The organism is Pseudaquabacterium pictum, assembly GCF_005403045.1.
Lineage (GTDB): Bacteria > Pseudomonadota > Gammaproteobacteria > Burkholderiales > Burkholderiaceae_C > Pseudaquabacterium > Pseudaquabacterium pictum.
On sequence record NZ_BJCL01000061.1, the window covers coordinates 1 to 252 of the forward strand.

Sequence of the window (252 nt, forward strand, 5' to 3'; positions counted from 1 at the left end):
GTGGCCGTGACCGGGTTGCCCAGGTCGTCGGTGCCCGTCAGCTTGACCTCGACCCCGGCAATCGGCGCCTCGCTGTTGCGCACGCCGTCGTTGCCCGCGTCTTCGTACACGTAGCCGCTGAGCTTGGCCGGCGGCAGTTCACCGAAGTTGTTCTCAACGCTGTTCGCACCGGCGACCAGCGTGATGCCGCTCAGCAGGTCGTTGCCAGCGGTGCCACCGGTCGTGCCGATGGTGTCCTTGCCGTCCAGGTAG

1 protein-coding gene is annotated in these 252 nt (G+C 67.5%); it reads right to left on the minus strand.

Going from position 1 to position 252, the window contains the following annotated elements; all coding sequences use genetic code 11:
- On the minus strand, window positions 1–252 hold a 252-nt coding region (locus tag FFT10_RS27920; RefSeq protein WP_228027352.1), incomplete at both ends, for a hypothetical protein.